The 26,251-nt window shown below is 40.7% G+C and carries 18 protein-coding genes and 2 pseudogenes; 13 read left to right on the forward strand and 7 right to left on the reverse strand.

Annotated elements, in window-relative coordinates; genetic code table 11:
• Nucleotides 1–150: 150 nt before the first annotated feature.
• Nucleotides 151–1,449 (forward strand): annotated as a pseudogene (locus tag QL989_RS12070) (ISNCY family transposase); the annotation flags it as partial.
• Nucleotides 1,450–1,599: 150 nt separating this feature from the next.
• Nucleotides 1,600–2,898 (forward strand): annotated as a pseudogene (locus tag QL989_RS12075) (ISNCY family transposase); the annotation flags it as partial.
• Nucleotides 2,899–2,996: 98 nt separating this feature from the next.
• Here the strand turns inward: QL989_RS12075 and nhaD are convergent.
• Nucleotides 2,997–4,244, reverse strand: a complete 1,248-nt coding sequence (gene nhaD / locus QL989_RS12080) for a sodium:proton antiporter NhaD (RefSeq protein ID WP_290170638.1) — start codon at nt 4,242–4,244, stop codon at nt 2,997–2,999.
• 196 nt (nt 4,245–4,440) lie between these two features.
• Here nhaD and QL989_RS12085 point away from each other — a divergent pair, with 196 nt between their 5' ends.
• The 6 genes from QL989_RS12085 (at nt 4,441) to QL989_RS12110 (ending at nt 10,552) form a co-directional block, all read left to right on the forward strand.
• Nucleotides 4,441–5,712 (forward strand): hypothetical protein, encoded by a 1,272-nt coding sequence (locus QL989_RS12085; protein ID WP_131691174.1) that lies wholly within the window; start codon nt 4,441–4,443, stop codon nt 5,710–5,712.
• Between the two features lie 5 nt (nt 5,713–5,717).
• Nucleotides 5,718–6,266, forward strand: coding sequence for a hypothetical protein (locus QL989_RS12090; RefSeq protein WP_010388659.1), 549 nt, complete (start codon nt 5,718–5,720; stop codon nt 6,264–6,266).
• Complete coding sequence (locus QL989_RS12095) at nt 6,263–9,055, forward strand: ATPase (RefSeq protein ID WP_290170639.1); 2,793 nt, start codon at nt 6,263–6,265, stop codon at nt 9,053–9,055. The genes QL989_RS12090 and QL989_RS12095 overlap by 4 nt, the downstream gene beginning before the upstream one ends.
• Nucleotides 9,056–9,160: 105 nt before the next feature.
• Nucleotides 9,161–9,712 carry a DUF4136 domain-containing protein gene (locus tag QL989_RS12100; protein ID WP_290170640.1) on the forward strand — a complete coding sequence of 184 codons (552 nt, stop codon included), beginning with the start codon at nt 9,161–9,163 and terminating at the stop codon, nt 9,710–9,712.
• A gap of 200 nt (nt 9,713–9,912) precedes the next feature.
• On the forward strand, nt 9,913–10,212 hold the full coding sequence (locus QL989_RS12105) for a hypothetical protein (protein ID WP_290170641.1): 300 nt from the start codon (nt 9,913–9,915) through the stop codon (nt 10,210–10,212).
• Nucleotides 10,193–10,552, forward strand: a complete 360-nt coding sequence (locus QL989_RS12110; protein WP_290170642.1) for a hypothetical protein — start codon at nt 10,193–10,195, stop codon at nt 10,550–10,552. Before QL989_RS12105 ends, QL989_RS12110 begins: the two co-directional genes overlap by 20 nt.
• A gap of 49 nt (nt 10,553–10,601) precedes the next feature.
• Here QL989_RS12110 and QL989_RS12115 read toward each other — a convergent pair whose 3' ends face one another.
• Nucleotides 10,602–11,105, reverse strand: a complete 504-nt coding sequence (locus QL989_RS12115) for a peptide-methionine (S)-S-oxide reductase (RefSeq protein ID WP_290170643.1) — start codon at nt 11,103–11,105, stop codon at nt 10,602–10,604.
• Between the two features lie 202 nt (nt 11,106–11,307).
• On the opposite strand from QL989_RS12115, the gene QL989_RS12120 reads away from it, so the two are divergent.
• Entirely contained in the window at nt 11,308–13,161 is a 1,854-nt protein-coding gene (locus tag QL989_RS12120) for a TonB-dependent receptor (RefSeq protein WP_290170644.1), read from the forward strand.
• Nucleotides 13,162–13,698: 537 nt separating this feature from the next.
• On the opposite strand, the gene QL989_RS12125 is transcribed toward QL989_RS12120, so the two are convergent.
• On the reverse strand, nt 13,699–13,962 hold the full coding sequence (locus QL989_RS12125) for a YkgJ family cysteine cluster protein (RefSeq protein ID WP_041708812.1): 264 nt from the start codon (nt 13,960–13,962) through the stop codon (nt 13,699–13,701).
• 171 nt (nt 13,963–14,133) lie between these two features.
• Here QL989_RS12125 and QL989_RS12130 point away from each other — a divergent pair, with 171 nt between their 5' ends.
• The 3 genes from QL989_RS12130 to QL989_RS12140 all read left to right on the forward strand — a co-directional run bounded on the left by QL989_RS12130 (nt 14,134) and on the right by QL989_RS12140 (nt 19,482).
• Nucleotides 14,134–15,306 carry an efflux RND transporter periplasmic adaptor subunit gene (locus tag QL989_RS12130; RefSeq protein ID WP_138607540.1) on the forward strand — a complete coding sequence of 391 codons (1,173 nt, stop codon included), beginning with the start codon at nt 14,134–14,136 and terminating at the stop codon, nt 15,304–15,306.
• Between the two features lie 3 nt (nt 15,307–15,309).
• On the forward strand, nt 15,310–18,462 hold the full coding sequence (locus QL989_RS12135) for an efflux RND transporter permease subunit (protein ID WP_290170645.1): 3,153 nt from the start codon (nt 15,310–15,312) through the stop codon (nt 18,460–18,462).
• A 129-nt stretch (nt 18,463–18,591) separates the two neighbouring features.
• Nucleotides 18,592–19,482 (forward strand): dienelactone hydrolase family protein, encoded by an 891-nt coding sequence (locus tag QL989_RS12140; RefSeq protein WP_138607544.1) that lies wholly within the window; start codon nt 18,592–18,594, stop codon nt 19,480–19,482.
• A gap of 20 nt (nt 19,483–19,502) precedes the next feature.
• Here the strand turns inward: QL989_RS12140 and QL989_RS12145 are convergent, their stop codons facing one another.
• On the reverse strand, nt 19,503–20,444 hold the full coding sequence (locus tag QL989_RS12145) for a LysR family transcriptional regulator (RefSeq protein WP_290170663.1): 942 nt from the start codon (nt 20,442–20,444) through the stop codon (nt 19,503–19,505).
• 127 nt (nt 20,445–20,571) lie between these two features.
• Here QL989_RS12145 and QL989_RS12150 point away from each other — a divergent pair, with 127 nt between their 5' ends.
• On the forward strand, nt 20,572–21,228 hold the full coding sequence (locus QL989_RS12150; protein ID WP_178956213.1) for a nitroreductase family protein: 657 nt from the start codon (nt 20,572–20,574) through the stop codon (nt 21,226–21,228).
• A 45-nt stretch (nt 21,229–21,273) separates the two neighbouring features.
• Here the strand turns inward: QL989_RS12150 and QL989_RS12155 are convergent, their stop codons facing one another.
• The 3 genes from QL989_RS12155 to carB form a co-directional block, all read right to left on the reverse strand.
• Complete coding sequence (locus tag QL989_RS12155) at nt 21,274–22,332, reverse strand: S66 peptidase family protein (protein WP_290170646.1); 1,059 nt, start codon at nt 22,330–22,332, stop codon at nt 21,274–21,276.
• A gap of 169 nt (nt 22,333–22,501) precedes the next feature.
• Nucleotides 22,502–22,978, reverse strand: coding sequence for a transcription elongation factor GreA (greA, locus tag QL989_RS12160; protein WP_010388635.1), 477 nt, complete (start codon nt 22,976–22,978; stop codon nt 22,502–22,504).
• Between the two features lie 50 nt (nt 22,979–23,028).
• Nucleotides 23,029–26,247, reverse strand: a complete 3,219-nt coding sequence (carB, locus tag QL989_RS12165; RefSeq protein ID WP_290170647.1) for a carbamoyl-phosphate synthase large subunit — start codon at nt 26,245–26,247, stop codon at nt 23,029–23,031.
• Nucleotides 26,248–26,251: the final 4 nt, after the last annotated feature.

Here is a 26,251-nt window from a genome sequence, read left to right on the forward strand (position 1 = left end):
GCATAAAAGGTAGCCAGTTTAGCAACTGGCTGATATGCTATTTACGACAAAGTCGCTCGGTAATTAGACCGACATAACCCCTTGGTAATCACACTAGTACACCTTATTATGTTAACACCAAGCAACTTTATCGGTCACTTTTTAACAACCGTACAGGCTTTGATAAAAGAAAATTATTTCGATTGGAACTTGTTTCATTTAGCTGAACAGTTAGCAATCAATGAGAACATCGTTGTTAAGCGCGAAACCTTACGCGGTTGAGCGCATGATATCCATCATGTTAAACGGGCTAAACGCAGACGCAGCAATGTTCGAAAACGCAGGGAGCTGATGGAAACACCGGTATTAATGATGCAAATGGATGGCAGCCCTCATCGTTGGTTCGGTGATAACAAGCACTGTTTAATTATCATGATTGACGATGCCACCAGTGAAGTGCACGGCGAGTTTTTCCATCTGAAACTACCGATGCTTGCTTGAAGGAAATGCGAGAATGCATTGAAATGAAGGGCGTATTTAAAATCCTTTATGTTGACAGGGCGGATATATTCGGCGGCCCAAAGCGTTGTAACTTCTCTCAAATGCAACGCGCCTGTGAAGAGTTAGATATTGAAATTATCTTTGCTAATTCACTAACAAGGTAAGGGGCGTGTAGAACTAGCGTTTGATACGTTTCAAGACCGCCTTGTGCCGGAGTTAAGGTTAAATAATATCAATAATATTGCTGGGGCCAGTGCATACCTTAAATACGTCTTTATTCCTCAGTATTGGCAACCTACAATCCAAGTGAAATCGAAACAATAATCTGAGTTCACTCCATTGTCCAAGCACACCAACCTAGACGATATCTGCGTCATCAAAGATCAGCGTAAAATACGTAATGACCATACCTTCAGCTATGGCAACAAGTTTTACTTGATTGATTCACCGCTCAAGCACTCGATTGCTAATCAAAAAATAGAAATTAGATAAACGAACAAGAAAGAGTTTACTGCTCAATTCGCTGGACGGCAGCTTAAAATATCAGAGGTAAACGAACCAAGTAAACTTGCATCAGAAGACTTGGCTGTACAGAAAAAACTTGAAGTATTAGCGCTAATTGAAAAGCTGGGGAGCGTCAGTGCAGCCTCACGCCAAAGTGGCGTATCGCGAGATACTATTCACCGTCACCTAAGATTGGTTAAGCAAGGTGGGCCTGATACATTAAAACGGCAAGAGACTCCTAACCTGCGACATAAAAACTGTGTAGATCAGGCGATAGAAGATGCCGTTGTACAATTCTCAATTGAGTACCCTCACCTTGGCCAACAGAAAGTCGCAATGAAGCTAACAGAGGCACTTGGTGTTGATATTAGTGCGGGCGGTGTGCGCAGCATATGGCTCAGAAATAACTTGAACACCACCGCACTGAGAGTTGAAAGATCACAAGCGCTACAAGAAACCGCATAGACATAAACTATAGCCAGTTTTATCACTGGCTGATATGATATTTACGACAAAGTCGTTCGGTAATTAAACCGACATAATCCCTTGGTAATCACACTAGTACACCTTATTATGTTAACACCAAGCAACTTTATCGGTCACTTTTTAACAACCGTACAGGCTTTGATAAAAGAAAATTATTTCGATTGGAACTTGTTTCATTTAGCTGAACAGTTAGCAATCAATGAGAACATCGTTGTTAAGCGCGAAACCTTACGCGGTTGAGCGCATGATATCCATCATGTTAAACGGGCTAAACGCAGACGCAGCAATGTTCGAAAACGCAGGGAGCTGATGGAAACACCGGTATTAATGATGCAAATGGATGGCAGCCCTCATCGTTGGTTCGGTGATAACAAGCACTGTTTAATTATCATGATTGACGATGCCACCAGTGAAGTGCACGGCGAGTTTTTCCATCTGAAACTACCGATGCTTGCTTGAAGGAAATGCGAGAATGCATTGAAATGAAGGGCGTATTTAAAATCCTTTATGTTGACAGGGCGGATATATTCGGCGGCCCAAAGCGTTGTAACTTCTCTCAAATGCAACGCGCCTGTGAAGAGTTAGATATTGAAATTATCTTTGCTAATTCACTAACAAGGTAAGGGGCGTGTAGAACTAGCGTTTGATACGTTTCAAGACCGCCTTGTGCCGGAGTTAAGGTTAAATAATATCAATAATATTGCTGGGGCCAGTGCATACCTTAAATACGTCTTTATTCCTCAGTATTGGCAACCTACAATCCAAGTGAAATCGAAACAATAATCTGAGTTCACTCCATTGTCCAAGCACACCAACCTAGACGATATCTGCGTCATCAAAGATCAGCGTAAAATACGTAATGACCATACCTTCAGCTATGGCAACAAGTTTTACTTGATTGATTCACCGCTCAAGCACTCGATTGCTAATCAAAAAATAGAAATTAGATAAACGAACAAGAAAGAGTTTACTGCTCAATTCGCTGGACGGCAGCTTAAAATATCAGAGGTAAACGAACCAAGTAAACTTGCATCAGAAGACTTGGCTGTACAGAAAAAACTTGAAGTATTAGCGCTAATTGAAAAGCTGGGGAGCGTCAGTGCAGCCTCACGCCAAAGTGGCGTATCGCGAGATACTATTCACCGTCACCTAAGATTGGTTAAGCAAGGTGGGCCTGATACATTAAAACGGCAAGAGACTCCTAACCTGCGACATAAAAACTGTGTAGATCAGGCGATAGAAGATGCCGTTGTACAATTCTCAATTGAGTACCCTCACCTTGGCCAACAGAAAGTCGCAATGAAGCTAACAGAGGCACTTGGTGTTGATATTAGTGCGGGCGGTGTGCGCAGCATATGGCTCAGAAATAACTTGAACACCACCGCACTGAGAGTTGAAAGATCACAAGCGCTACAAGAAACCGCATAGACATAAACTATAGCCAGTTTTATCACTGGCTGATATGATATTTACGACAAAGTCGTTCGGTAATTAAACCGACATAATCCCTTGGTAATCACATAAAATCAAATAAAACTACCCATAAAGTAAGAGCCAGCATAACCAAAGGTGTAACACACTAACAAATACAACGACAAACGAAGGTAACTTGCAAAAGTAAGTTCTTTAACCTTACTCATAGCAATAATACCAGCCGCCGAACCAATGATCAGCATTGAACCACCCACACCGGTTGCATACGTAAACGACAACCAATGTTGTTGACTCATTACAATGTCGGCTTTTAGTAACGCAGCCGTTAGTGGCACGTTATCAACACCGGCCGATAAAATACCCATTAAGTAGTTTGCGTACTCTGGCGCCATCACTGTATACAGGTTTGTAAATTGGCTTAGCACGCCGACTTCTTTTAATGCGCCAACAAGTAATAACACACCTACGAAAAACAGTAAGGTGTCGTACTCTATGTCACGTATAAAGTCGATCATATCTTTATTGATGTCTTTTTTGCGCATTAAAAATTGCGCGACTAAAAACATAATAGACAGACCGAGTAAAAAGGTAAGTAACGGCGGCACACTATATAAAACACTTAAAGTAAGGGTAGAAATAACGGTAGTGAAGAAAATAACAGCGATAGTAATGTCAGTTTTTTCAATTCGTTTAAATTTAGTCTTTTTAAACTCTAACTGCTTGTTCATACCAATTGATAATAGAGTAGCCAGTAATAATACGCTTAATAATGCAGGCACAATTAACAATAATAAGTGACTAATAGTCACTTTATCATCAAGGAAAATCATAAGTGTGGTTACATCACCTGTGATAAGTGATACACCCCCTGAGTTTACAGCAAATACAATAAGTGTGGCGTACTTAACTAACTTTTTGGCTTCAAGCTTTAATGACATTATAACAGCCAAGGAGATCAGTGTAGCTGTTACGTTGTCGGAAATAGATGAAAATACAAATGCAAAACACCCTACCAAAAACATTAGCTTTCGTTCACTAATGCTGGATGGCATTATCCGGTTCACAACATTTTCGATAAGTCCTTTGGAGTTTAAATAGGCAACAAAGGTCATTGCGGCCATTAAAAACAGCCATAAGGAAGCAATTTCTAAAATATTGTGGTCAAGGAGGGTTTGAATCGTTTCAGGGCTTTGCCCATTAAGAGGAAAAATAAAGGAGATAATCCAACAAAGTGTACCAAAAAATAATGTCGTTTTGGCTTTGTTTACGTGAATCACATCCTCAATAACGATAAGCAAGAATGCAATCGCTATCAGCGTCAGGATAATCGAGGAAACCATGATATTAAACAACCTTCGGGTTTAAGTAAAAATTGAAACCATGTAAAAAATAGAGGTACACACTCTATGTGCCTATATTCGGCGCGGATACTATCACTAAGCGAGTGTAAAAACTATTATTAAATCGTCGCAAAAACGAATACCATATAAGTTCAAGAAATATAAAATAACGAATACTAGGATGTTGTAACGCCTTATGATCCCAGCTAAAAAGCTACTTAATACCCTCACTGAGCATTGGGGTGTATTAGAGCTATTATTTAAACGCTTTAAAATGGCCGACTTTAGTATTAAAGATTTACAAAATGCCATAAAACAAAAGCAACCGACATGGAATAATGAGCGTATTTATAAAGAAACCAATCGGTTATTAAATCAAGAAATCATTATTCCCTTGGCTAAATCGTCACAACTAGAAATTAACCGTGCCATTGCGGACTTTGCTACCTTTTTACTTCAAGAAGAACATTTAGGCTTAGCACAAGAAATAAGCGTATTGGTTGATGATTTAGCTCGCTTAGGTAATCGGCTGTCTAATGCCGGTGAAATGGAAGATTTTGATGATTTACGCCGCTTTAGCCGCATTATGGATGATCGGGTTCGTAAAATAATTAAGCTGTTTTTACACAACGAAAACGCCATTTTAAATATTGTTGAGCAAGCCAAATCAAATAACGCGGTGCAATCGCTGCAAAAGCGCTACAAAGCCGTCATAGAAGCGTTTGATGAATATATAGAACCCATGCTGGAAATGGTCGATATTAGAGGCGACTTTCATGCCTGTTTTACTCTAATTGAGCAACAAATTAGCACCCAAATAGAACATATTGAACGCTCAGGTAAAGCGTACAGTGATAAACGTATGCTTGAGCAATTACGTACCCGTATTCTCGAAATGCATCTAGTTGGTCGGACAAGCTTACGTAAAAGTGCCGATATGCTAATGCCACTGCGTGAAGAACTGCGCCGTAATAACCTTATTACCCGCCAAGCGGCAAAAGTTTTAGGGCTAATTCGTAAAAACGGGGTGGATAATATGCTCAGCGCCGTGCAACCCCATTTTGTAAGCGATGCGCAAAAGTATTCACTGGGTCAACAGCGTCATATTGTTGCCTATATGGCAAGCCTAGCTGAGTTTGAACACCACGAATATCAGCTACCAGAACAAAATGATGTGCCCGCGTTTGTCACGCCAAACATTCCTGACTACCACGATGTAAAAGCGCAATTTACCAAACGCTTTAAAAAGCAGCGTAAAAAACCACAGCCTTTGCTGCAATTTTTAGACGAAAGCTACCCTGAACTTGAAGCCGATGAAATGTTGTTTTTGTATCAAAAGTTGGTAAGCGATAACACCCTAGAAATTAGCCAAAGCGATAAAAAAGCCCGCGTTAACATTGCAGGCCAGCACTTTAATTTATATCCCTTTAATTCAGAGCCTCAGGCTGATAAAGCCGAGCACGAGTAATCACCATGACCCATATAAACTTAGATGAGCTTTCTCACTTACAAGCCATTAATAAAAAATTAGTCGCCGGTTACCACATTTGTGAACAAGACACCGTAATGTGGCAAGAGCTTGACCAACAAATAGACGCTTATACTGCCTTATTTACAGCACTAGGCCACGAGTTAAAACACGATAGCCGTGGTTTTTATTATTTTGCCAGCGATGAAAGCACCCCAAACATGGGTAAGATTTCACGCGCTGTAGCGCTCACTATTTACATTTTAATAGAGCATTTTGCCAATACAGGTAAAGACCCAATGCGTGCATTATTTGACGAGCCAAACGATTTAGAGCTAATGCAAACCTTGGTACAGCTTAATAAACATTTGTTCGATCAGCTTGAGATATTTTCGGGTTCTGACTTACGAAAAGATGTGTATTTACGCATGGTACGTTTAGGCCTTGCCCGCGAAGTAGAAGGTGGCTTTATGTTGCAAGCCCCTATTCACCGCTATATTGATGCCTTAATGGAAGTAAACGAAGAGACCTTTATTAGTGAGGACGAGCAATGAAAAATTTATACGGACTGAGTAAACTCGCCCTACTAAATACCGCAGGCTATGCAAAATGTGTGATCCCACTGGATAAAAGTAGCTCGATTTGTGCCCCTAACAACACAGGTAAAAGCTCAGTAATTAATGCACTGCAATTTCCGCTAATTAACGATTTACGCCTAACCGAGTGGGATGGCCACGATTTAGATGAAACCCGTAAGTTTTATTTTTCATCAGATCAATCGTACATTTTATTGCAAGCCGATTTGCCCCATGGCTCAGTCGTCATTGGCGTAGCCGGCTTAGGTAAAATTGCCGGTTATGCACACCAATACTTTTGCTATCAAGGTAAGCTTGATTTAGCCCAGTACACCCAAGGCAATACCATTATTAAGTTTACCAAGCTGTTTAATCACTTAAAGCAGCAAGGTTACAACCCAATAGAGCTTAAAGCACAAGAGTTAAACGCCCTACTGACAGGCGGAGCGACGCAATTTGACGGTGAGATCAATTTAAAAATGATCCCCCTCAACAACGTTCAAGACTCTGCAATATACAAAGAAATATTTCGTCGTATTCTTAATTTACATAAATTAGGCGCAAACGACGTTAAGCGTTTTATGTTGCGTGTGTTTGAACGACATATGTCAAATTCTAAGGTCGACTTTTACGAGGTTTGGCGCCGTTCGTTTGATAAAGTAAACCGCGCAAAACGTGAATTAAAAGCCCTTGAGTCAATGCAAGAGCCCATAGCCGCCCTTGAATCTATGCTTGAAAACCAAACCGTTCTTAAAGGTAAACTGGCCGCTTATGCACCAAAAATTGACCAAGCACTGATTGATTTTGATGCTTACCAAGAAGATCAACTAAGCGAGCTCAACATCGCTCTTGAAGATATTGAGCACGAAAAACACGAGTTTGAACAAAAGCAAGGGCTATACGTGCAACAATCGCGCGATATAGAGCGCAAGCAAACTCAAATTGAACAATGGTTTTTAGATTTCAACGCCCTTAAAAGTGAATTTGAGCTGGTTAATAAAGCCACTATCAAAAGCAACCTAACGCAGTTAAAAAATGACTACGAGTCGTTGTCACACTCTATTACGAGTGCTCAAGGGCAAAGTCTGCACACCCTTGATTACCGTATTGGTGAAACACAAAAACAAATTAAGAGCTTAAAGTTACAACTTAAAAACTTAGAATTTAATTTATTCACCCGTATGCGTGAAGACTTATCACTGAAAGAAGTAGAAGAAATATCGCGGCTATTGAACCCCGATCTTCTCTCCTTTGCCACCACCAGTAATGGCGATATAACCATTGATGACGAAGACGCCTTTGGTGAATTTTTAGCACAGCTGAGCGAGAATGTTAAAGGCGGTGTACTCACCCTACCCGGTGCCAGTATTAAACTTAAAAAGCTCTCACCAGTACAAATGCAAAGCGGCGAAAATAAAGAGCAACTGAGCGCTCAGTTAACCGCGCTTGAGCAATCATTAAAAGAGTTTAAACAACAGCGCGAAGTGGCCGCCAATGTTGCTGATAAACAAAAAGAAAAAGACGCGCTATACGAGGAGCTTATGAGTGCAGAAAGTGCACTTAAACGCTTAGAGCAATTTGAAGTGATGCAACAGTCAGTTGACGCCCAAGCAATGCTAAAAGAACAGCTTTTAGCCGAGCGCGAACAAGTTGACGATTACCTACAAGATATTCAAAAAAACAGTGGCTCAATTGCTGATAGACGCTCGTTAATCAAATCAAAACAAGCGCAAATTAATCGTCAAACAGAGCGCTTACGCCAAGTTAAAACTGAGCGTATTGACCACACTTTAGATTTATACAGTGGTAAAGTAACGCCTTACATGATTGATATAAAAATCGATTTTGATAATTTAAGCGATTTAATTCATCACTTTAATAAGGACTGCCAAGAGCTACGTAATTTCGATATAAATGTACGTAATACCTATATGCATATTTATAATGCCGGTATCACTAAGTTTGATAACGAAAACGATGAGTTTAGTAAATATCAAAAGCTTATTAGCGCGTTTCATAACATTGATAACGAGCGCGATGCAGTTGAGCGCCAAGGTCGCGTTGCCCTCACCGAAGTAGCCGCTACTATTAAGGGACTGCGCGAAGATTTAGACCGCTTACGCCGTGAAATGAATAGCTTTAATAAAGGCATTAGCCAGCACCGCATCTCAAACCTGCAAGCGTTTAAAATTAATATTATCCCGCGCAAAATGTTGGTAGATAGTATTGATACCATTATCAGTACCTCTAACCAATTTGAACAAGGCGATACGCTCGATTTACTCAGCCAAGAACCTTATAGCGAGAGCGCGGTAAACGAGGCAAAAGATCATTTAATTAAACTCGCCTCAGACAAAGCAGGCCTTACATTAACTGATTTATTTGATATTCGTTTTGAAGTGGTTAACCGTGCAGGTGAAACCGAGCACTTTGAAAAGATAGACTCGGCTGGCTCAAATGGTACACGTATCACCATTAAGCTATTATGTGGCATGTTGTTTATTCGTTATTTATTAAGCGATCAGGAACAAAACTTATACCGTATACCTATTTATATAGATGAAGCGGCTGATATCGACCCGCAAAACCAAAAGGCAATTATAGAAACTGCCCTGAGCTTTGGCTTTGTGCCAATATTTGCCTCGGTTAAACCACAAATAAGTTGTGATTATATTGTGCCAATTCGTTCAGTAAAAGACGGCGCACAAAACTGGGTAGATGAAAAAGATTGGATTGAGGTTGAACATAAAGCTCCTCAGCTAGACTAAGAATTAATTGGCTATTCATCTTAGCCAGTTACACTTATTTTAAAGATTTTAAATTAACCTCGCCCATGGTAGTTTAAACAAACGCACTTTATTGGAGCAAACGGAATGAAACACATATTTATTGTCGCAGCACTGGCATTACTAACCGCCTGTACACAAACGCCCGACTGGGATTACGATAAATCAGCAAACTTTAGTAACTACAAAACGTTTGCTTGGGTAGAAAACGCGAGTCTAACCAAAGACACGAATAACTACCAAATCAGTGGGCTTATGGAAAAACGCGTTCGCAATGCGGTAAACAACCAACTAAGCAAACAATTAGGTATGCAATTGGTTGATGTAGCGCAAGCTGATGTACTTGTTAATTACCATGCAAGTGTAGATAAAGAGCTTGAAGTTGACAGCTTTAACGTAGGCTACGGTGCGCGTTGGGGTTACTGGGGCACAGGCTTTAACCACGATGTAAGCGCACGCGAATATGAAGTAGGCACATTAGTTATCGATATTATTGATCGTGAGTCAAACCAATTAATTTGGCGTGGTGCTAAAGATGGTCGTTTAAAGAAAAAACAAACCCCATCACAACGTGAAGCCGCTATTAAGGAAACGGTTGCCAATATTTTAAGTAACTTTCCGCCTAAAGCGCAGCAATAAACTTTAATTGATATTTAAAAGCCCGCATGTTTGCGGGCTTTTTTATGGCTTAAAGACTGTTTACTTATAAAGTAATAAGTTACACATTAACAAGGTGATAGCTCAATGCTATAGTAATCATGTAACAAGGATAAAGCTTAATCAATAAGACGTTTAGTAAACGTTGTGTTTAAAGTTGTGAGATAAATTAAAGGATTAAAATGAAAGAAACGTGCCCAAATTGTAAAAGTAATTTTGCAGCTAAAGATATAAAAAATATTAACAAAAATAGTATTTTTATTGAAAAACAATGCCCTTCTTGTCAAACATGGTTTTGTTCGAATAAAACACTCACGATTATAAAAATTATTGGTATTTTTTTATTGTTAATAACCAGCCTATTAAATATCTTCAATATTAAAAGCCAATACAATCTAATGTTTTCAAGCATTGGCTTGGTAGGAATACTGGTAGCAATCATTATTACTTTTTTTGGCCAAAATGAAGCAATCAAAAAATAAAAAGAAACCAAAAGTAAAATATGTAGATATCAGTAATACAAGAATGCTATTGAATCAAATCGCATTCTCTTTAGTATCTTGGGCTTTAGGCCTTTTATCTATTATATTTGCGATAAAATTTATAAATGATGGCTATATTCTGACTCCAACAGATTACCGGGTCGAATCTGACGTTTATTTCTTTTCAGCGACGCCGTTTACGTATCTTTTTTACCTTTTTCTTTATTTAGGAACTGGGATCTACTTTTTAGCTGTGCCCTATCTTTTTAGAGATATGTTCCCGCGAAAAAAGAAAAAGCCTGATAAAAATAAAAAAAAGTACAAACGAGGCAAAAATTAGTTTCATTAGTTACAAGCACTTTTTATTTAAATACGCCCCAATGAAGTTGTTATTTATACTTGTGCAATAAATCAAGTGGGATATGGCAATAATCATCAGGGTGATTGGTTAAACGGTCTTGATGCTCGGGATCGCTAGGGACATAATTAGTCAGTGGCGCTACTTGTACCGCTATTTTTTTGGTATCGTCCCGCTGGCTAATATACTCTCTGGCGATGTTTAAATGATTGCTGTCTTGGCTAAAAATGGCGGTGCGGTATTTTTCGCCTACATCGTCACCTTGTTTATTGATACTGTATGGGTCAATAATCTCAAAAAAATAGCCGATTAATTCATTTAGGGTTACTTCTTGGGCATCAAAGGTTACTTTCACGCATTCGGCATAGCCATCGTATTCATCTTGTGTTGTGTTACTAGTGCCATTGGCACGCCCCGCCTCAGTAGTCACTACTCCAGGTAAATACTTCATAAATTCTTGCACGCCCCATAAGCAACCACCAGCAAAATAAAGTGTGTGCTGATTTAATGAATGACTCGATTGTTGTGTTTGCATAATAAAGTGACCAATGTAAATAATTTATAGGATGCAGAGTTACTATTTTGTAACGCTAGGTTTGATTATCAAATGCAGTTTTTTATCATTAATGTACAATAGCGCCCAAAATCACCTTAGCTTAGTGAGCTTACCTTATCATGTGATAAAAAGTGATAGGTATTTAATTGTTAGCGCCATTGCATAAAATGAGAATAATGATATGAATCGTGCCCCGCACCTTATTATACCGGCTGTACTAGCCAGTATTTCGACTGTTGCTTATGCAGAGCAGAGTAAAGAAACAGCAACCATAGAACAAATAACAATTGAAGCGTCACCCACTGCCAATACCTTACCCGTTGGTACATTTGATTCACCTATTTCAAATTTAGAGTACGACCCGCGTGTTGACTTGCAATCACGCAATATGGCTGAAGCACAAGCTGATGTAACGATACGCGGGGGGATTTTTGAAAATACCGGCTTTAGAGTCGGCAGTGCAACTCTACTCGACCCGCAGTCTGGTCACTATTTTGCAGAAATTCCTATTGCACCACAAATGCTAACAGGTGCTAGTGTATTAACCGGAGCCGATAACGCACTTTATGGCATGAATAGCTCTGTGGGTACTGTGTCGTTTGCTTGGAAACCAATAACAACCGGTGGCAGTGTCTCTTTGGGCGCTGGCTCAAATGACTTTAACCTACAAACAATTTATGCAGGTGTGAGTACTCCACTTGAAGCAAACGCTAATTGGCGTATTGGTTTTGAAGGTGAATATTCGCACTCACAAAGTGATGGTTCAATTGATTTTGGCGATCATGACTTCACCCGTACTTCTGGCAGAGTGCAGTTAACTGGGAGCGATTCACAAACTGATTTATTTTACGGCTTACAAGAAAAGTTTTTTGGTTGGCCAAACCTTTATACCCCATTTGGTGTAAATGAAACCGAAGACTTAGAAACTCAATTATGGATGCTCAACCATAAACAAGCCTATGCTACCAACAGTGAATTTGAAGTATCCGCTTATTACCGCGAGCATAACGATCATTATGTTTATTCAAGAGAAAACCCAAGCGCGTTCCAAGCATTTCATGAAACACAAGTAAAATCATTGGCTATTTCAGGTCGTCATGCGCAAACAAAGTCAGTTGCGGTTAATTACTCGGCGCAATATATAGAAGATAGTATTGACTCCACCACCCTTGAAAATAACTTTACTTCACGTAACTACTTTAAGATTAGTTTATTACCAGAATACACAACATCCCTTGCAAGTGATCAGCAACTAACTGTACGTTTAGGGGCTGCATTTGATAACACCAGTCGTGATGACTCTGAGCTATCGCTAATTGGTGATATTAGTTTCAATACCCAAAATAACGATGGCACTGAGCGAACATTGTATTTATCGTATGCCGAGGCAAGCCAAGTAGCAGGCTACACCGCCATTGGTGGCAGTGAATCAGGTGGTTTGTTTAGAAGTAACGCTAACCTTGAGCGTGAAACCACCAAAAGCTTAGAGCTGGGCTTATTGCTTGAGCAACAAAGCTGGCAGCTTAATTCAGCGCTTTTTTATCGTAAAGATAACAACCTAACCGATTGGACATTTAACTTTGATTCAAGCTCTGCACGATTTGCACAGCCTGTTGATATTGATACTACAGGCCTTGAGTTTTTAGCCACTAAACAATTTGATAACACAGAAATTATTGCCAGCTATGCGTACTTACATAAAACTGAAACCTACGGCGCTGAAAATATTGACGCTAGCTTTTATGCCTTAAATTTTCCTGATCATCGTGTAACACTCGGTGCGATTTGGAACCCAATGGATATATTAGAGTTTCGTGTAGATAATGAGTGGCGTAAACAGCATAACAATGCGCTGCGCCGTTCAGGCGACGAAGCGCTATTTACTCAGCTGACGGTAAAAATAACTCCGCCAGCTGTGCCTAACTTCTTTATTAGTCTTGCGGCTGATAACTTGTGGGATGAGTCGTTTGAAGAAATTCCAGGTACGCCAGGGCGCGGCGAGCAATATACACTAAGTGCCACGTATAGCTGGTAACTTTATCGCTCAGCGAGGGCTTACTCCACGCTGAGCTTGTTTTTTTAATTAAAATAAGAAACAGACCAGTAAAAAGCTGAGTTAGAGATTTCATACCGCAATTCGCCCTACTTTACACGTGCCCTAAAGGCGCAGGCCTCTTCGCCCTCTTTGTGCATTTATAATTAAAAAATTATGAACTGAGAGAATTAAATGAGAAATAAATGAGGTAACACTAGCGACAATGTAAAGTAGATACGTAATTTTCTTCTCTGAGTATGGGTTTTAGAAACACAAAGTAAGTGTCTAACCTGAACTCTGGTTAAGAGATTTACTAACATATCGAATCAAAATGATATTTATGTTTATTTTCTCAAGCTAGATATTTTTAGTGAAAACAAGGCGAAATTACGCGTCAATAGCTAGCCTATTGCAAGTAAATTCAACGCAGTTAGCGCTGCAAATAGCTGCTTGAGATGGATTTATTACCCGGAGTTCAGGTTATCAACACTTTTCAAGCGTATTAATTGTAAATATATGTGTATTTAATACAATAAATTAGGTTAATTGCTCTAATTCGGTAATTAACGTTAATGCTTGCTCATTAGTCGTCCCGCATACATCTAACGTGGCACTAAAGTCACTGCATACTTTAGGGCGCGACTCATCACCAAATAACTTGCACAGATTTCGTTCATCCAGCTGAATACAACGTTCTCCGGCCTTTTTACCGTTTGGCATACCTGGAATTGGCGAGCTAATACTCGGCGCAATACAACATGCTCCACAGCCTAAACGGCACGCCATTGATTGTGTTTTCATTCTAACCTCAGTAATAAATTTCAATTGTTTTGTTGCTGCTTTGTACATAAATAGCGTGTTTCGTTCTATTTGTAACCGCTTTGTGCAATGACTTGTTACATCTTCAAACACACTGTAAACACTTTATTGCGTATCATTAGCCCATCAGCACAATTTATGAAGGAATGCCCTGTGGCGACTAAAAAACAAATAATACTTCCGATCGCGGTCCTTGTTGGTGGCATTGGCCTCGCAGCAGGCTTTTCTGCAATGAAAAAGCCACCAGAAGAAAAGCCCCCCCAAGACATGCGCCCTTTGGTTGCAGCACAACCAGTTCACCTTGATGCAATTACCCTCGATGTAAAATCGTACGGTATTGTGCAACCAAAAGACCGCACTGAGCTGATTGCTCAGGTGAGTGGCCAAGTTATTTCAGTTGCAGAACAATTTGTTGAAGGTGCCTTTGTAAAGCAAGGTGACATTTTAGCACGAATTGATCCAAATGATTATGAAGCTGATTTAATTGAAGCAGAGGCAGGCCTTGCCCAAGCAAGCTCAGCACTCGAAATTGAACGCGCACAAGCGCATGTTGCTAAAGCCGAATGGGAACGCATTAAAGCAGACTCAAGCGATGTTACTGCATCAGCACTGTATTTACGTAAACCGCAATTAGCAGAAAAAATGGCGCGATATCGCTCGGCACAAGCAAGTGTAAAACGTGCTAAACGTAATTTAGAACGCACATATATTAAAGCTCCCTACGATGCGATTATAAACGAGCGCAGCATTAGTTTAGGCTCTGTAGTTAATCCTGGTAATAGCTTTGGCTCTCTTAGTTCAACTGAGGTCGCCGAGGTGCGTTTACCTGTTGCCGATAAAGAGCTGCAATACCTTAATAATAGTGGCATAGGTGCAACAGTTGAATTTAATGCACAATACGCAGGTAAAGAAACTACATGGCAGGCTAAAGTGGTACGTAGCGAAGGTGTAATTGATCAAAAAAGCCGTATGAGTTATTTGGTTGCCCAACTTCAAACCCCATATGAAGGGGTTCAGCCACTTCGTTTTGGCTCATATATAAACGCTACAATTGAAGGTCGCGCCGTTAATGGCGCTATTGTTGTTCCTCATCATCTGGTTAAAAATAATAAAATTGCAGTGTTAAACGATGATTTAACTTTGTCATTTAAAACACTCAATATTATTCGCGAACAAGATGGCATGGTCATCGCAAATCAAGGCTTAGCAGAGGGAGAACAACTGATAACTTCTGCTCTTGAATACCCTAGCGAAGGAATGGCAGTAAAAATTGAAGACACTGTGACCAAACCAGACGTTACTCAACTTGCATTAAAAGGAGAGTAAACGATGACCACAACTGATGAAAAAGGGTTAATTGCGTGGTTTGCGCGTAACCCCGTTGCAGCTAACCTAATCATGATTTTTATCTTGATTGGTGGGTTGTTAACCGCGCTAACCATTCGTAAGCAAGCATTCCCTCAATTTGAAAGTAACTGGGTAAGTATTCAAGCTGTTTACCCTGGTGCCGCACCACAAGAAGTGGAAGAAGGCATTACTATAAAAATTGAAGAAAACCTTGAAGGAACTGAAGGTATAAAGCGTCTAATCACTTATTCTAATCGAGGCTATGCACAAGCCTGGGTTGAGATTGAAGAAAAATATGACGCCAAAGAAGCGCTTGATGAAATAAAAGCGCAAGTAGATTCAATTAATACGTTTCCTGCGGGTATGGAACGCCCTGTTGTTCAGCGTGAAAAATTTCAACAAGAAGTAATGATACTCGCGCTTTATGGTGATATGAGTTATTACCAGTTAAAAGAACTTGGCAATGATATTAAAGATGAATTGCAAAACCTTCCTCATGTAAACCTAGTTGATTTTTACAGTGGCTTAGACTACGAAATTGGTATTGAAATTAGCCCTGATAAACTTCGCGAATACGGACTCACGTTTAGAGATGTATCTAATGCGGTGCAAAGCTTTTCTACTAATATGTCGGCGGGGCAAATTCGCTCTGATACTGGCTACATTTCGATGCGTGTCGAAAAGCAAGCCTACCGAGGCGGTGAATTTGAAAAATTACCGCTAATTACATTACAAGATGGTGCTCAAATTAAATTAGGCGATGTAGCCACCATTAATGATGGCTTTGAAGAAGGCTTACTATATTCTAAATACAATGGCAAAAATTCACTGTCGTTTGAAATTGATGCCTCAAAAGATCAAGACATTACCGTTGTTGCTAAAGTCCTTAAAAAGTATCTAGCTGACAAAGCAAATCAACTTCCTGCAGGCGTTAAGTTATCACCCATCGTTGATTTAACATACTACCTTGAAGGTCGCCTCGACATGATGGTCGATAATATGGTGTGGGGCGGTATTTTAGTTATGCTGGTATTAGCGCTGTTTTTACCACTTAGATTAGCGTTTTGGGTAATGATGGGCCTACCAGTGTCTTTCTTAGGGGCATTCTTATTTATGCCTATCGGCTTTTTAGACATTACTATTAATATGGTGTCTTTGTTTGCCTTTATTATTGTTTTAGGGATTGTGGTTGATGATGCCATTGTTGTAGGTGAGTCGGCCAGTGCTGAAATTGAAAAACATGGGCACTCACTTAACAACGTTATTCGTGGTGTAAAACGTGTAGCCATGCCAGCAACCTTTGGTGTACTAACCACTATTGCTGCATTTTTACCTCAAGCAATGGCTTCAGGGCCGAGCGCTGCGTTTTCGAAAGCAATTGGTGTAGTGATTATTTTATGCTTAATTTTTTCACTGATTGAATCAAAACTAATTTTACCTGCACACATCGCAGCAATGAACCCGCGTAAGCCTAATCCTAAAAACCCATTACATAAATTACGTAATGCAGTTGATAGTGGCTTAAAGCATTTTGTTGAACATTATTACACTCCATTTATCGGTCGTTGTATCCATTATCGCTATACCGTGATTATTGGCTTTTTATGTATTTTAATCGTCAGTGCAGGACTCTTTGCCGGTGGAATGGTTAAATTTGTACCAAACCCTAAAATTCCGCATGATTTTCCGCGTATATCGCTAGAAATGAACCTTGCCTCTTCTGAGCAAGCCACGCTTGAAACAGCGCGTAAAATAGAAAATGTATTACTGAGCGTCGACAAAGAACTAGAGCAGCAGTATGGCCAATCTATGATCCGTGATTTGTCTGTTAGTCTGCGTGGTCGAACTAATGCAAGTATAATGGCCATTTTAGTAGAGCCTCACTTACGCCCTATCGATACGTTTGAACTAAGCACTATGTGGCGTGAAAAAATGCCACCGCTACCGGGGCTTAAAACACTCACTATTCAAGATAGTATCTTTGGTGGTGGTCGTGATGATGGCGACGTTAGCTTTAGACTCGAAGGAAAAAATGCCGACGAGTTAAAAGAAGTATCTAGCAAACTAAAAGCTAAGTTACAAAGTATGGAAGGCGTGGGTGATGTAAATGACTCACTACAGAGTGCCACCGACGAAGTACAACTTGATTTAAAACCACTTGCTTACAGTATGGGCTTAACCCTTGCTGATGTGGCCTCTCAAGTAAGCTTTAGTTATTACGGCCTTGAAGCACAGCGTATTCTGCGTGAAGGTGAAGAAATCAAAGTAATGATTCGCTACCCGCAAAGCGAGCGCAACTCTATTAGCAACATTCAAGATACGCGTATTATCACCCCTGCGGGCGCTGAAGTTTCTTTAAGTGAAATAGCTATAGTCAAGCTGGTAGACGGCGTAAGCAGTATCAGACGTGAAAACTCAAATCGTACTGTTAATGTGTGGGCTGCGGTCAATAGTGACGAAGTAGAGCCATTTGCCATTGCACAAGAAATTCGTGATGTTTACTTACCAGCACTGCTTAAAAACTACCCTGGAGTAAAAAGTAATGTTGCAGGGCGTATTCAAGAAGAGATGGAGAGTGCTAATGAACAACTACGTGACTTTGCAATCTCATTAATGATTATTTTTGCGCTACTGGCCATTCCACTTCGCTCATATTCTCAGCCACTGATTATTATGTCGGTGATCCCATTTGGTGTTGTGGGTGCTATGTTCGGTCATATGGCTTTAGGTATGACCATGAGCGGGCTATCAATGTTCGGCATTATCGCTGTAGCCGGTATAGTGGTTAATGATTCACTTGTTATGGTGGATTTTGTAAACAAAGCCCGTGCAGAAGGTGTGGCAATAAAAGAAGCGGTAATGCAAGCCGGAGCGCGTCGCTTTAGAGCCATATTACTAACCTCAGTCACTACTTTTATTGGCGTAATGCCCATTATTATGGAAACCAGTTTACAAGCAAAAATTGTAATACCTATGGCCGTATCACTCGCCTTTGGTGTGCTGTTTGCTACAGTAATAACGCTTATTCTTATACCGTGTCAGTACGTTGCACTTGAGGATACAAAACGTCTGATCCGCAAGTGGCGCGGCAAAGACCCTATCGTCGATGGCCAACCAGCAACGACCAATAGTTAATTAAGTAAAATCCCAACCAAAAAAGCTCGGCATAATTATGCCGAGCTTTTTATTTATAAATTAAACTGCTCGTTTTTTATGCCTTTTACGTTATGGTATTAAATAATCATAATAAAATAAGGCACTACTATGACCTCCCCTCAGTCTGAACACATTCCTCAAGAAGCATTTGATTGGTATGACGAATACGCTCATGGTTTAATTGATAGACGCACGTTTATGAAAAAACTCGGTGGCTTAGCCGCATTGGGCTTTTCAATGACAGTACTTACAGGTGCATTATTACCTAATTACGCTCAAGCTGAGCAGGTCTCATTTAACGACGATGACATAAAAGCCACTTACCAAGAATTTGATTCGCCTGATGGTCATGGTTCGGGTAAAGGCTATTTAGTGGTTCCAAAAAATACACAAGGCAAGCTACCTGTTGTATTAGTAGTACACGAGAATCGCGGCTTAAATCCGTATGTAAAAGATGTTGCAAGGCGACTGGCTAAAGTCGGCTTTATTGCCTTTGCCCCTGATGCGTTGCACCCACTGGGTGGCTACCCAGGCAACGACGATGAAGGTCGAGCCATGCAACGTACCCTTGATCGCACTAAAATACAAAATGATTTTGTAGCCGCTGCTCACTTTTTAAAAGCACAGCCAAATAGTAATGGTAAATTAGGCGCGGTTGGTTTTTGTTTTGGTGGCTATATTGTTAATTATTTAGCCTCAGTAGACAGTAACTTATTGAGCGCGGGCGTGCCCTTTTATGGCACACCTGCAAGTGAAAGCTTACACAAAAATATAAAAGCGCCGTTAATGATTCAATTAGGTGAACTTGATAAACGGGTTAACGCTACATGGCCTGAGTATGAGCAAAGCTTAAATGCTAACAATGTTGAGTTCATCATGCATAAGTATGAAGGTGCAAACCATGGTTTCCACAATGACTCAACTGGCCGTTACGATGAAAAGAGTGCCGAACTTGCTTGGCAGCGAACCTTGGCGTTTTTTAAAAACTATTTAAGTTAACGTTACTAAACGTGTATTTGTTACTCGTTAATTAATATACGTTTATCAACAATCCCCTGCTTTACTAGCTGATTCAATAAGTGAGCGGTTTTTTCTCTGCACACATCACGCAATAGTCGTACAGCGGGAGTAATCGATTGCCTGCTTGGGCAAATGAGCCACAGCTCACCACAGGTATGCTGGTAATTATTCATCACAGTAACAACGCGTTTATTTAATAAATCATCGGCAATATCTAACGCTGATTTAACCGCTAAACCTTTACCTGCAACACACCAACGCCTAACTAAATCGCCATCATTTGAGGCACGTCTGCCCTGCATTTTTACTTTGTATTTTTTTCCGCCGTCGGTAAATTCCCACACATTATTGATAATATCTTGCAGCTGGTAAAATAATCCGTGATGCTGCGCTAAATCATCTGGGTGCTCTGGCTCACCATATTTAGCTAAATAGGTAGGTGTAGCACAGAGTAGTCGCGGTACGTTGCAAATTTTAAATCCATATACACTACTATCACTGGGTGAGCCATAACGTAGTGCTATATCAACCGAATCACGAAAAAAATCGATATTGCTATCGCTAATGTGCGTACGCAAGCTCACACTTGGGTACTTATCCATGACTTCATCAATCCAAGGGATCACTAAGTTGCGCCCTAAATCAGATGAGGTAGCTACCCGTAACTCCCCTTCAATGGCATCATGTTCTCCTTTAAGGTTTTGCCTTGCCGTTTCAAGCACGGCCAGAGCTTGTTCGCATTGGGGAATGTATCGCTCCCCTGCACTAGATAAACGCAAATGCCGAGTGGTTCTAATAAATAATTCACAGCCAAGTGCCAACTCTACACGCTTAATAGCAGCACTGGCCGTTGCTGTGCGCATATCTAACTTGGCTGCTGCTAGCGTAATGCTTCGACACTCCGCTACTTTTAAAATCAGTTTTAAGTCATCAATCTGCATATTATCTATTTTTATTTGATAATGATTCAATAATTATGCTGTTTATTTTAAATAAAGCAAATTGTATTATGCTGCTCATACACTCAATGAACACTATTTATCAGCCCTTTTTTATTATGGAGAGACTATGACTCACCCTATTATTCGCGATCTTGAAAGCCGCCACACCGCTAAACGTTATGATGCTACAAAGCGCATTTCTCAAGACGATTTAGCGGTATTGTATGATGCTATGCGTCTTTCTCCTTCGTCTATTAATTCACAGCCTTGGAAATTTATTGTGATTGAATCTGATGCCGCAAAAGAGCGTATGCACAGTACCTTTGCTAATAAGTTTCAATTTAATCAGCCACACATTAAAGCGGCGTCACACATTATTTTATTTGCTCATAATCCACAATACACACGTGAAAATTATGGCCAAGTGATTGATGCTGATATAAAAAATGGCCGAACTCAAAAAGAAAACCGCGAGCAAGCTTTTGGCGCATTTGCGTTTGTGGATTTAAATACCGATGAGCAGGGTAATAATGCCGCCTGGACTAAAGCACAAACCTACATTGCTTTAGGCAATACTATGCATGCAGCAGCACGCTTAGGGATTGATACCACACCGATGGAAGGCGTTGATGCACAACTGATTGGCGAAGAGTTCGCAAGCGAATTAGACGGCTACATCTGTGATGTCGCACTTGCGCTGGGCTACCATGACGCAGAAGAAGACTACAATGCTAAGCTGCCAAAATCACGTTTAAGCAAAGAACAAATTATTCAGGTTTTATAAGTCATAACTGCTCACTTTAAATAGTAAGTGAGCAGTTTATTATTACTAGGCTAGTTTTGTGACCACAGATGCACTGAGCACTTTGCCTTGTTCAACATCTGCGGTAACAGTGCATAATGCACCATTAACTAAGTTTAAATTAGGAGGAATGTGGCCAATATCAGCATCAATGATCACCGGAAATAAACACCCACCAAAAGCGGCATTTAAGCCTTGGCGATAATCAAACCCTGGGTCTTGCCCTTGTAAGGTCACATGACGACCAATAATCACCCCATTTATATCATCAAACATGCCCGCTAATTTAAGTGACAATAAAAATCGTGCAACGGTCGCTGGCGTGAGCTCTGCGCTTTCTAAATAAAGTACAATACCTTGCGAGGCATTGTGCTTTTTAAACTCATGCAGAGCTAAAAAAGGCGAATCAAGTAACAGCCCAACCGTATCAAGACACCCACCAAACAACCGCCCTGACATTTCAATACTGCGCTTATCGGTGTAATTTAAACATTGCCATTGGGTGGGAACGCTGTGATCAAATAATGCATTCGGGTTTTGTGCGTAATCAGGCTTGCTATGTTGATGGTAAGTCGAGGGGGCTTGCTCAAACTCACTGCTAGCCTCATAGCTTAGGCTTTCAAAAATTTGTAAACAATACGGGTCTTTTTCATCAGGGTGTAATTGAATTAAATTAGCGCTATGCAGTGTTGCCCAATTACATTTTGCTGTCAGTGCACAAGCAATCGTACTGACATCTGAATAGCCCACTAACCATTTAGGTTTAGCGTTTTTAATTGCGCTAAAATCAAGCAGAGGCAATATTTCCATTGCCAGCTCTCCGCCCATTGGCGGCATGATCGCATCTATTTCATCATCTAATAAAAAGTCCATTAATTGCTTGGCATGCTGCTTAGCTGTAACTTGAGTTCGCGGCTCGTTTTGACGTAAAAACTCCCCCTCAACAATCTGATAACCTCGATGTTTTAAGCCATTAATGACAATATCTAACCGTGGATGATATTTTGATTTGATCCCCGCTGATAAAGAACACACGGCGATTTTAGATCCCACTGTTAAAGGTGCCGGATACAGTATATTTTCCATATTATTTCCTTATTGAAGAATAGGTTACTACCATAACAACATAGCCTACATTTACAAACAATGAATAATATTCAACCGATTCTAAACCAAATATAAAAATCAAGCATAAAAAAACCAGTGCTTATTACTAAGCACTGGTTTTTATAAAACGTTAAAGTGAGTTAACTAATTAAATATACTCAACCTCAATGATTTCGTACTCTACATCACCTTTTGGCGTTTTGATAATCACAGCGTCATCCGCTTGTTTACCAATTAAGCCGCGAGCAATTGGTGAATTAACAGAAATTAAATTACTTTTAATATCTGCTTCATCATCGCCAACAATCTGATATTTAACTTCAGCGTCGGTTTCAACATTAACGATGGTTACTGTAGTACCAAAAATCACTTTACCTGTATTAGGCATCTTTGTTACGTCAATCATCTGCATGTTTGAAAGTTTTGCTTCAATTTCTTGAATACGGCCTTCACAAAAACCCTGTTGCTCACGCGCAGCGTGATACTCAGCATTTTCTTTTAAGTCACCGTGTTCACGTGCATCAGCAATATCAGATACAATTTTTGGACGGGTAACAGTTTTTAATTCGTTAAGCTCATCGCGCAATAATTTTGCGCCACGAACTGTCATTGGAATTGATTGCATACTTTTCTCACTTAATCCCAAGGCCATGGTTATGGCCTTGGCACATTTCCTTAGTTCAATCGTAGGTGTAGTTCTTGAACAGACGTCACTTTACTGCGGTCATCTGCTTGGTTAGCAGTACAGTTAGCAAATGCCGCATTCAATGTCGTAGTATAATTGGTTTTGTGCTGCAATGCACCACGACGTAACACCTTCGAATCTTCAATCGCTTGGCGACCTTCGGTGGTATTAACGATATAGCTATACTCGCCATTTTTGATTCTATCAAGAATGTGCGGACGACCTTCGTATACTTTATTTACACGGCGAACCGTAATTCCAGCATCTTCAAGTGCAGCAGCTGTTCCACCTGTTGCATCTAGCTCAAAACCAAGTTCTGTCATGGTTTTAGCTAGTTCTACAATACGTGGCTTATCGCTATTACGTACAGATAGTAACGCGCGACCACCACGTGGTAAAGTGTTGCTTGCACCTAATTGTGCTTTTGCAAACGCTTCGGCGAAAGTATCACCAACACCCATTACTTCACCCGTTGAGCGCATTTCAGGTCCACGGATAGGATCCACACCTTGGAACTTAGCAAATGGCAATACCACTTCTTTTACGCTGTAGTAAGGTGGAATCACTTCTTTAGTAATGCCTTGGCTTGCTAAAGATTGACCCGCCATACAACGCGCCGCTACTTTTGCAAGTGCTACACCCGTTGCTTTAGATACAAATGGAACTGTACGTGCTGCACGTGGGTTTACTTCGATTAGATACACTTTGCCATCTTTAACCGCAAACTGCGTATTCATCAAACCAACTACGCCAAGTTCAAGTGCCATATCAGTTACTTGCTTACGCATCACATCTTGTACTTCTTGTGTTAGCGAGTGAGCTGGTAATGAACATGCTGAGTCACCAGAGTGAACGCCTGCTTGTTCAATATGCTCCATGATGCCGCCAATAATCACTTGCTCGCCGTCGCAAATTGCGTCAACGTCAACTTCTATCGCGTTATCTAAGAAACGGTCAAGTAACACTGGCGCTTCATTTGATGCAGATACGGCTTCGGTCATGTAACGACGTAAGTCTTGCTCATCGTATACAATTTCCATCGCACGACCACCTAATACGTACGAAGGACGTACTACCAGTGGGAAACCAATTTCAACTGATTTTAAAATAGCTTCTTCAGTTGAGGTTACGGTGGCATTTTCTGGCTGCAGTAAATCCAAACGCTCAACAAGTTGTTGGAAGCGTTCACGGTCTTCTGCACGGTCAATCGCATCTGGCGAAGTACCAATTACTGGCACGCCGTTCGCTTCAAGCTCACGCGCAAGTTTAAGTGGCGTTTGACCACCGTACTGTACGATAACGCCTTTTGGCTTTTCAACACGTACAATTTCAAGCACGTCTTCAAGGGTAATTGGTTCGAAGTATAAACGGTCTGACGTATCGTAATCGGTAGATACCGTTTCAGGGTTACAGTTAACCATAATAGTTTCGTAACCGTCTTCACGAAGCGCAAGCGCAGCATGAACACAACAGTAGTCAAATTCAATACCTTGGCCGATACGGTTAGGACCACCACCAATCACCATGATTTTATCACGGTCAGATGCGTTCGCTTCACACTCTTCATCGTAAGATGAGTACATGTAAGCTGTATCTGAGCTAAATTCGGCAGCGCACGTATCAACGCGTTTGTACACAGGCACAATATTGAGTTGATGACGCTTTTTACGGATTTCAGCTTCTGACACACCGGCAATTTCTGCAATACGCGGATCTGCAAACCCTTTGCGTTTAAGTTTACGCAAGAAGTCTGCATTTAAGCCGGCCATACCGACTTCTGAAATTTTAGCTTCGTCTTTTAAGATATCTTCAATTTGTACTAAGTACCAAGGGTCAATCTTAGTTAATTCAAATACATCTTCAACGCTCATACCATGGCGCATTGCATCGGCAATGTACCAAATACGCTCTGCACCTGGCTCACGTAATTCACGAATGATTTTTTCTTTTGCTTTAGGGTCATCAAGTGCCACAATTGGGTTAAAGCCTGTTGCGCCTACTTCTAAACCACGTAATGCTTTTTGTAATGACTCTTGTTGGTTACGACCAATCGCCATTACTTCGCCCACTGATTTCATTTGCGTCGTTAAACGGTCGTTTGCACCGGCAAATTTTTCAAAGTTAAAGCGAGGAATTTTTGTTACAACGTAATCGATTGACGGTTCAAACGACGCTGGGGTTTTACCGCCAGTGATATCGTTTTGAAGCTCATCTAACGTGTAGCCTACCGCTAACTTAGCGGCGATTTTAGCAATAGGGAAACCGGTTGCTTTAGAGGCCAGTGCCGATGAACGTGATACACGTGGGTTCATTTCAATGATAACCATACGGCCATCAACGGGATTTACACCAAATTGTACGTTTGAACCGCCGGTTTCAACACCAATTTCACGCAATACGGCCATAGAGGCATTACGCATGATTTGGTATTCTTTGTCGGTTAATGTTTGTGCTGGAGCCACAGTGATTGAGTCACCTGTGTGCACACCCATTGGGTCAAAGTTTTCAATAGAACAGACGATAATACAGTTGTCTTTTTTGTCACGAACAACTTCCATTTCGTATTCTTTCCAACCAATTAACGACTCATCTATTAATAACTCGCTGGTTGGTGAAAGGTCTAAACCGCGTTCACAGATTTCTTCAAACTCTTCCATGTTGTAAGCCACACCGCCGCCGGTGCCGCCCATTGTGAAAGAAGGACGAATAATACACGGTAAGCCGATACGGGTCATGGTATCGCGCGCTTCATCCATTGAATGGGCAATTTCAGCACGTGGACATTCTAGGCCGATGTTACGCATAGCAACATCAAAGCGTTCACGGTTTTCTGCTTTATCGATTGCATCGGCTGTTGCGCCAATAAGCTCAACGCCATGCTTAGCCAATACACCATGCTTGTCTAAATCAAGCGCACAGTTTAATGCTGTTTGGCCACCCATTGTAGGCAGGACAGCATCTGGCTTTTCTTTTTCAATGATTTTTTCTACCACTTCCCAGTGAATTGGTTCGATGTATGTTGCATCGGCCATTTCTGGGTCAGTCATGATAGTTGCTGGGTTTGAGTTAACTAATATAACTCTATAGCCTTCTTCTCTTAGTGCTTTACACGCTTGAGCACCAGAGTAGTCAAATTCACAAGCTTGACCAATTACAATTGGGCCTGCGCCTAAGATAAGAATGCTTTTTATGTCGGTACGTTTTGGCATTATT

The organism is Pseudoalteromonas sp. APC 3224 (assembly GCF_030407535.1).
Taxonomy (GTDB): Bacteria; Pseudomonadota; Gammaproteobacteria; order Enterobacterales; family Alteromonadaceae; genus Pseudoalteromonas.

Coding starts and splice junctions, on each gene's coding strand:
- QL989_RS12105 (WP_290170641.1), top strand. CDS start 9,913: ATGAAAGAAACGTGCCCAAATTGTAAAAGTAATTTTGCAGCTAAAGAT.
- QL989_RS12140 (WP_138607544.1), top strand. CDS start 18,592: ATGACCTCCCCTCAGTCTGAACACATTCCTCAAGAAGCATTTGATTGG.
- QL989_RS12120 (WP_290170644.1), top strand. CDS start 11,308: ATGAATCGTGCCCCGCACCTTATTATACCGGCTGTACTAGCCAGTATT.
- QL989_RS12150 (WP_178956213.1), top strand. CDS start 20,572: ATGACTCACCCTATTATTCGCGATCTTGAAAGCCGCCACACCGCTAAA.
- QL989_RS12115 (WP_290170643.1), bottom strand. CDS start 11,105: ATGCAAACACAACAATCGAGTCATTCATTAAATCAGCACACACTTTAT.
- QL989_RS12145 (WP_290170663.1), bottom strand. CDS start 20,444: ATGCAGATTGATGACTTAAAACTGATTTTAAAAGTAGCGGAGTGTCGA.
- QL989_RS12125 (WP_041708812.1), bottom strand. CDS start 13,962: ATGAAAACACAATCAATGGCGTGCCGTTTAGGCTGTGGAGCATGTTGT.
- carB (WP_290170647.1), bottom strand. CDS start 26,247: ATGCCAAAACGTACCGACATAAAAAGCATTCTTATCTTAGGCGCAGGC.
- QL989_RS12135 (WP_290170645.1), top strand. CDS start 15,310: ATGACCACAACTGATGAAAAAGGGTTAATTGCGTGGTTTGCGCGTAAC.
- QL989_RS12085 (WP_131691174.1), top strand. CDS start 4,441: ATGATCCCAGCTAAAAAGCTACTTAATACCCTCACTGAGCATTGGGGT.
- nhaD (WP_290170638.1), bottom strand. CDS start 4,244: ATGGTTTCCTCGATTATCCTGACGCTGATAGCGATTGCATTCTTGCTT.
- QL989_RS12095 (WP_290170639.1), top strand. CDS start 6,263: ATGAAAAATTTATACGGACTGAGTAAACTCGCCCTACTAAATACCGCA.
- QL989_RS12100 (WP_290170640.1), top strand. CDS start 9,161: ATGAAACACATATTTATTGTCGCAGCACTGGCATTACTAACCGCCTGT.
- QL989_RS12155 (WP_290170646.1), bottom strand. CDS start 22,332: ATGGAAAATATACTGTATCCGGCACCTTTAACAGTGGGATCTAAAATC.
- QL989_RS12110 (WP_290170642.1), top strand. CDS start 10,193: ATGAAGCAATCAAAAAATAAAAAGAAACCAAAAGTAAAATATGTAGAT.
- greA (WP_010388635.1), bottom strand. CDS start 22,978: ATGCAATCAATTCCAATGACAGTTCGTGGCGCAAAATTATTGCGCGAT.
- QL989_RS12090 (WP_010388659.1), top strand. CDS start 5,718: ATGACCCATATAAACTTAGATGAGCTTTCTCACTTACAAGCCATTAAT.